General features: G+C 72.9%; 4 protein-coding genes and 1 pseudogene. 3 read left to right on the top strand and 2 right to left on the bottom strand.

The window, feature by feature from the left end:
- Positions 1-1186 (top strand): WD40 repeat domain-containing protein (locus tag C1J01_RS45140; protein ID WP_181449319.1); only part of this gene is annotated, 1186 nt, incomplete at its 5' end.
- A 35-nt stretch (positions 1187-1221) separates the two neighbouring features.
- On the opposite strand, the gene C1J01_RS45135 is transcribed toward C1J01_RS45140, so the two are convergent.
- Complete coding sequence (locus tag C1J01_RS45135; RefSeq protein WP_220040438.1) at positions 1222-3078, bottom strand: protein kinase domain-containing protein; 1857 nt, start codon at positions 3076-3078, stop codon at positions 1222-1224.
- A gap of 209 nt (positions 3079-3287) precedes the next feature.
- Here C1J01_RS45135 and C1J01_RS45130 point away from each other — a divergent pair, with 209 nt between their 5' ends.
- Together C1J01_RS45130 and C1J01_RS45125 are read left to right on the top strand one after the other, a co-directional pair.
- Positions 3288-4388: a winged helix DNA-binding domain-containing protein gene (locus tag C1J01_RS45130; RefSeq protein ID WP_111185157.1), complete on the top strand. Its 1101-nt coding sequence runs from the start codon at positions 3288-3290 to the stop codon at positions 4386-4388.
- Between the two features lie 68 nt (positions 4389-4456).
- A complete protein-coding gene (locus C1J01_RS45125; RefSeq protein ID WP_111185156.1) occupies positions 4457-6118 on the top strand; it encodes a catalase in 1662 nt (553 codons plus the stop codon).
- A gap of 58 nt (positions 6119-6176) precedes the next feature.
- Here the strand turns inward: C1J01_RS45125 and C1J01_RS45120 are convergent.
- Positions 6177-6377: pseudogene (locus tag C1J01_RS45120) on the bottom strand (dihydrodipicolinate synthase family protein); the annotation flags it as partial.

The following is a 6377-nucleotide window of genomic DNA, read 5'->3' as shown; positions in this document are numbered from 1 at the left end:
GGATGCGGCCGGGTGGGGCGTCGAGGTGCGGGACGGCGTCGAGGTCGTGCCCGGCGCCTCGGCCGGACCGCCGGTCTTCAGCCCCGACGGCCGCCTGCTCGCCCTCCCCGGCGACGGCGAGGTACGCGTCTGGAACGTCGCCGAACGCCGCCTGACCGGCTCCTACCCGCTCCGCAACCCCGGCCACGGCCTGGCGTTCTCCGCCGACGGCCACGCCCTGCGCTACCTCACCGCCACCGGCTCCGTGGTGTCGCTCGACGTCTCCGGCCTGCCCGCGCCGTCCGGCGGCGACGACCACGTGGCCGAGTTCTCCGGCAACGGCCGCGTCGCCGCCAAGGAGGTCGGGAACACGATCGAGCTCACCGACACCGAGGCGCGCAGGACGCTCGGCCGCATCGACGCCGCCGGCGACCTGGCGTTCGACGCGGCCGGTCGGCTGCTGGCCGTCGCGGGCGACCCGGTGACCGTGTGGGAGGTGGCCGGCGGCAGGCAGGTGATCGCCGTGGAGGCGGGCGGCGACGTCCCCTCCGTGGCGCTCTCCCCCGACGGCCGGACGCTGGCCACGGCGCGCGGCGACGTGGTGGAGACCTGGGACGTCCGCACCGGCCGCCGCGTCAGGGCGTACGAGGGGGCGGGCGCCCCGGCGCTGGCCTTCAGCCCCGACGGCGCGACCCTGGCCGCCGGCGCGCGCCTGCTCGACCTGCGGACGGGCCAGGTCGCCCCGCTGGAACGCGCGGCCCTCGCCGGTGACGGCGCCGAGGCCACCGCGCTGGCGTTCTCGCCCGACGGCCGGCGGCTGGCGTTCGGGCTGGAGGGCGGCCGGGTGCTCCTGTGGGACGTGCGCGACCGCGAACCCCTCGGCACCATCGAGGCCGGCCCCGCGCCGGTGGACGAACTGCGCTTCTCCCCCGACGGCGACCTGCTGGCCGTGAACGCCACCCGCACGTCGTTGTGGGACACCCGCACGCTGCGCGAGGTCGGCCAGGTCGGCTCGTGGGCCGGCGGACTCGCCTTCAGCCAGGACGGCCGCCGGCTGCGCGGCGTGGCCCTCGACGGCACCGTACGCGAGACCGCGATCGACCCGGCGCTGGCGGTGCAGGAGGTGTGCGCCCGCGCGAGCGGCCCCCTGAGCAGGGCGGAGTGGACCCGCCTGATCCCGGAGAGCGGCTACCGCGACAGCTGCTAGACCGTCCCGGGTGCGGGAGTCGGGCCGGCAGGGGGTCAGTCGTCGGGGTGGAGCTTGAGGATCTTGCCCTTGGGGCTGGCGACCAGGTAGCCGGAGCGGTAGCCGTCGGAGACGTAGACCAGCAGCACCTGCCGCATGGCGGCGAACGCGTAGTCGGGGTCGACGATGAGGTAGCGGGAGGTGGGCTTGGGGACGCCCAGGCTCCTGTTGGCCTTTCTGAGCAGGGCGGGGATGGCGTCCCAGTCGAAGGCGCCGAGGTCGACCAGCGGTGTGCCGACCTTGCCGCCCCTGCCCGCGTGGATGACCGCGCCGTCACGGTAGGCGTAGGTGTCGTAGAGCTCGGGGTCGTCCTTGAGCGGCACGTCGACGGAGGCGTACGTCGGGTAGACCACCATCTCGACGATCTTGTCGCCGCCGATGACGGGGCGGAGTTCGCTGATCATGGCGCGGATGCCGTCGGGGGTCAGGAGGTTCTCCTCCTCCGGTTCGGCGGTGCCGCTCGGTGAGCCGGTCGGCAGGCCGGGGGCGGAGGTGGGGGTCACGCGGCCGGCGTACGGGATGGCGCCCTGCCCCGGCGCGGGGAGGAAGTGCCAGACCAGCACCCCGGCCACCACGACCGCCGACAGTGACAGCGCCACCGCCGCTCCCGCGCCGCCGCGACGGCGGGGGCGCGGAGCAGGGACCTCCCACGACGCCTCACCCGGTGGGACGCCGCCGGACGACGGCCCCCCGGGAGGCCGGGCGGACCCCGTGGAGGACTGTGCCGACGTCGAGGGCGGCCTGCCCGGTGTCCCGGCCTGCTGCCCCGACGTCCGCGAACCCGGATCCGGGTCCCGATCGGGTGTCCCCTCGTGCCGCGCCGACGTCCACAGATCCTGGTCCGATGCCCCGCCGTACCGCGCCGGCGTCCGGGGGTGCGCGTCCGGTGTCCCGCCGTGCTGTGCCGAGGTCCAGGAGTCCCGGTCCGGTGCCCCGGCGGGGTCGGCCCGGCTCATGGGGGCGGACGTCCGGCGGTGGCGGGTCCCGGGACGTCGGCCCGAGCCCGTGGCGTGCGGAGGCGCGGGCGGCTCGCCCGGGTCGGCCGCGGCGGCCAGCATGAGGTCGAGGGTCTCGGCGTCGGGCCGGGCCGCCGGGTCGCGGGTGAGGAGCGCCTTCAGGACGGGGCCGAGCGGCCCGGCGCGTTCGGGCGGCGGCACGTCCTGGTTGAGCACGGCCGCCAGCGTCGCCAGCGTGGTGGTCCTGCGCAGCGGATGCCGCCCTTCGACGGCGACGTACAACATCATGCCGAGCGACCACAGGTCGGAGGCCGGGTCGCCCTCCACGCCGTTGATGCGCTCGGGCGCCATGTACTCGGGCGAGCCGATGAACGCCCCCGTGGCCGTCAGGTGCGTGGACTCGCGCACGGCCGCGATGCCGAAGTCGCTCAGCACCGACCGGCCGTCCTCGCGCAGCAGGACGTTGGCGGGTTTGACGTCGCGGTGCTGGATGCCGACCGCGTGCGCGGCCCGCAGCGCGGAGAGCACCTCGCGGCCGAGGCGGGCGGCGTCGGCGGGCGGCATGGGGCCGCGCTGGATGCGGTCCTGCAGCGAGCCGCCGGTGACCAGCTCCATGACGATCCACGGGTAGCCGTGCTCGCCGGGGTCGACGATGTGGTGGATGGTGGCGACGTGCGGGTGGTTGAGCCGGGCCAGCGCCCGGGCCTCGCGCAGCACCCGGGCGCGCAGCGCGCGGGCGCCGTCGTGCCCGTCCATGGACGGATAGGGCGGGCGCACCTCCTTGAGGGCGACCTCGCGGTGCAGGGCGACGTCCCAGGCCCGCCACACCAGGCCCATCCCCCCGCCGCCGAGCCGCTCCACGAGTTCGAAGCGGCCGTCGATCACCCGATTGCCCATGCAGAGCAGCGTAGGCCGGACACGCGGCCCGCGGCCATGAGACGCGTCATCAGTGACGAGATCGAGTCACACGCCCCCTGACCTGGCTCTCCTTCGTCAGGACGCGGGTGGGGAGGAAGCGCCCCGCAACGCCACGGGCGGCCACGAGAGGGGCATCCGGGATGTATCGCGGTCCGAAGATGGCCGCAATAGGCCCTAGTTTGTCCTCCATGGATCCCCTCATCAGTCGCAGGGCGCTCAACCGGGCCACGCTCGACAGGCAGCACCTGCTGCGCCGTACCGGCCGGAGCGTGGTCGAGGTCGTGGAGCACCTGGCGGGGCTGCAGGCGCAGACGCCGCACACCTGGTACACCGGCCTGTGGAACCGCATCGAGGGCTTCGACCCCGCCGACGCCGCCGGTCTGCTGCTCTCGCGCGAGCTCGTCCGCATCGCGCTGCAGCGCTCCACCATCCACCTGGTCTCGGCCCGCGACTGCCTGGCGATGCGGCCGCTGCTGGAGGAGGTCATCGGCCGCGGCACCAGGAGCGCGTTCGGCCGGCAACTGACGGGTGTCGAGCCGGCCGAGCTGGCGGCGGCCGGGCGGGCGCTGCTGGAGGAGCGGCCGATGACGTTCACCGAGCTGGGGCGGGAGCTGGCCGAGCGGTGGCCGGAGCACGACCCGAAGGCGCTGAGCATGGGGGTGCGCTGGCTGGTGCCGCTGGTCCAGGTGCCGCCGCGCGGCGTGTGGGGCAGGAGCGGCCCGGTCGCGCACACGAGCGCCGAGTCGTGGCTGGACTTCCGGACGCCGCCCATGACCCCGGCCGGGCTGGTGCTGCGCTATCTGGCGGCGTTCGGGCCGGCGTCGGTGATGGACGCGCAGACCTGGTCGGGCCTGACCCGGCTGGGCGAGGTGGTGGAGTCGCTGGACCTCGTCCGGTTCCGCGACGAGAACGGCAGGACCCTGTACGACCTGCCCGACGCCGTACGCCCGCCCGAGGACGTCCCGGCGCCCGTCCGCCTGATGTACGACTTCGACAACCTGTTCCTGTCGTACGCCGACCGGTCGAGGGTGATCACCGAGCGGGCGAAGGAGGTGCTCAAGGGGTTCGTGCGGGCCAACGTGATGCCGCGCGCCATCCTGGCCGACGGCGTCATGGCGGGCGACTGGACGGTCACGCGCGCCAAGGGCGTCTCCACGCTGGGCCTGCACCTCTGGCAGCCGGTCGGCGCGCTGGACGAGGCCGAGAAGGAGGCGCGGCGGCTGCTGGAGTTCCTGGCCCCCGACGACGAGCACGAGGTGCGGGTGTTCGACGGCCCTTCACGGACCTGACCTGCGGTTTCCGTTCCAGGTTCACGGGCAGGCGGGGGTGGAACGCATCCAGGGGAAGGAACGCTACGATGACCGACGTTTCCGGCATGGGTTCACAGCCCGGAGACAAGCGCGAGGTGCTGACCAACCGTCAGGGGCACCCCGTCCACGACAACCAGAACCAGCGCACGGTCGGCGCACGCGGCCCCGCGACGCTGGAGAACTACCAGTTCCTGGAGAAGATCAGCCACTTCGACCGCGAACGCATCCCCGAACGCGTCGTCCACGCCCGGGGCACGCTGAGCTACGGATACTTCGAGGCGTACGGCAAGATCGGCGACGAGCCGGTCAGCAGGTACACCAGAGCCAAGCTCTTCCAGGAGCCCGGCAAGCGCACCGACGTCGCCGTACGGTTCTCGACGGTCATCGGCGGACGCGACTCGGCCGAGACCGCCCGCGACCCGCGCGGCTTCGCGATCAAGTTCTACACCGAGGACGGCAACTGGGACCTCGTCGGCAACAACCTGGCGGTCTTCTTCATCCGGGACGCCATCAAGTTCCCCGACGTCATCCACTCGCTCAAGCCGGACCCGGTGACGTTCCGCCAGGACCCGAACCGGATCTTCGACTTCATGTCGCAGACGCCGGAGAGCATGCACATGCTCGTCAACCTGTTCAGCCCGCGCGGCATCCCGGCAGACTACCGGCACATGCAGGGCTTCGGCGTGAACACCTACAAGTGGGTCAACGCCCAGGGCGAGTCGTTCCTGGTGAAGTACCACTGGATGCCGAAGCAGGGCGTCCGCAGCATGACCGCGGCCGACGCCGCCGCCGTCCAGGCTAACGACCTGGGCCACGCCACCAAGGATTTGCACGACGCCATCGAGCGCGGCGACTACCCGGAGTGGGAGCTGCTGGTCCAGCTCATGAGCGACGACGAGCACCCGGAGCTGGACTTCGACCCGCTGGACGACACCAAGGTGTGGCCGGAGAACGAGTTCCCGGCCAAGCCGGTCGGCCGCATGGTCCTCAACAGGAACGTCGAGAACCAGTTCGCCGAGAACGAGCAGGCCGCGTTCGGCACCGGCGTGCTCGTGGACGGGCTCGACTTCTCCGACGACAAGATGCTGGTCGGGCGGACGTTCTCCTACAGCGACACGCAGCGCTACCGGGTGGGTCCGAACTACCTGCAGCTGCCGGTCAACCAGGCGAAGAACGCCGCCATCCGGACCAACCAGCGCGACGGCCAGATGACGTACTTCGTCGACACGGCCGGCGAGAGCCCGCACATCAACTACGAGCCGTCGGTACGCGACGGGCTGCGCGAGGCCGCGTTCGGGCACCCGGACGAGGTCGGGCCGGTGATCTCGGGCAGGCTCACCCGTAAGCGCATCCCGCGCACGAACGACTACACGCAGGCGGGTCAGCGTTACCTGCTCATGGAGCAGTGGGAGCGGGACGACCTCGTGCACAACCTGGTCACCAACCTCAAGCAGTGCGACCGGGCCATCCAGGAGCGCATGGTCTGGCACTGCCTGCTCGCCGAGGACGACCTGGGGCTGCGCGTCGGCGAGGGCCTCGGCATCCGCCCGGACGACGTGGCTCACCTGGAGCCGCTGCAGAGCCAGGACCTGACGGAGGAGGACCGCAACCGCCTGGCCAAGCTGGGCAGCAACGGCCCCCGCGACGTCTCGGACCTCCAGATGACCCACTGCGTCCCGAACGAGCGCGCCGCCCACGCCGAGGCGTGACGCGACACGCTGCCCACGCCGCGTGTGCCCAGGCGGGCCGCGAGCGATGCCGGCCTGGTCACAGCAGGCCGGCGTCCTCCAGCAGCTTGCCGATCCGGCGGGTCTCGTCGTCGTCCAGCGGGATCTGCGGCAGCGCGGTGACCGGGCAGTCGATGATCCCGCGCAGGTGCAACGCGGCCTTGAACGCCCCGAGGCCCGACGAGCTGCCGCCCATGCGCGACCCGCCCACCCGGACGATCTCGAACAGCCGCACCAGCCG

It is taken from the genome of Nonomuraea aridisoli (assembly GCF_003236395.1).
Taxonomy (GTDB): domain Bacteria; phylum Actinomycetota; class Actinomycetes; order Streptosporangiales; family Streptosporangiaceae; genus Nonomuraea; species Nonomuraea aridisoli.
Note: the sequence above shows the minus strand (reverse complement) of the source record. Positions and strands in the feature narration are given on the sequence as shown.

What these genes read in the sequence shown, in the direction of transcription:
- C1J01_RS45125 (WP_111185156.1), top strand. Translation starts at nt 4,457, where the DNA reads ATGACCGACGTTTCCGGCATGGGTTCACAGCCCGGAGACAAGCGCGAG.
- C1J01_RS45135 (WP_220040438.1), bottom strand. Translation starts at nt 3,078, where the DNA reads ATGGGCAATCGGGTGATCGACGGCCGCTTCGAACTCGTGGAGCGGCTC.
- C1J01_RS45130 (WP_111185157.1), top strand. Translation starts at nt 3,288, where the DNA reads ATGGATCCCCTCATCAGTCGCAGGGCGCTCAACCGGGCCACGCTCGAC.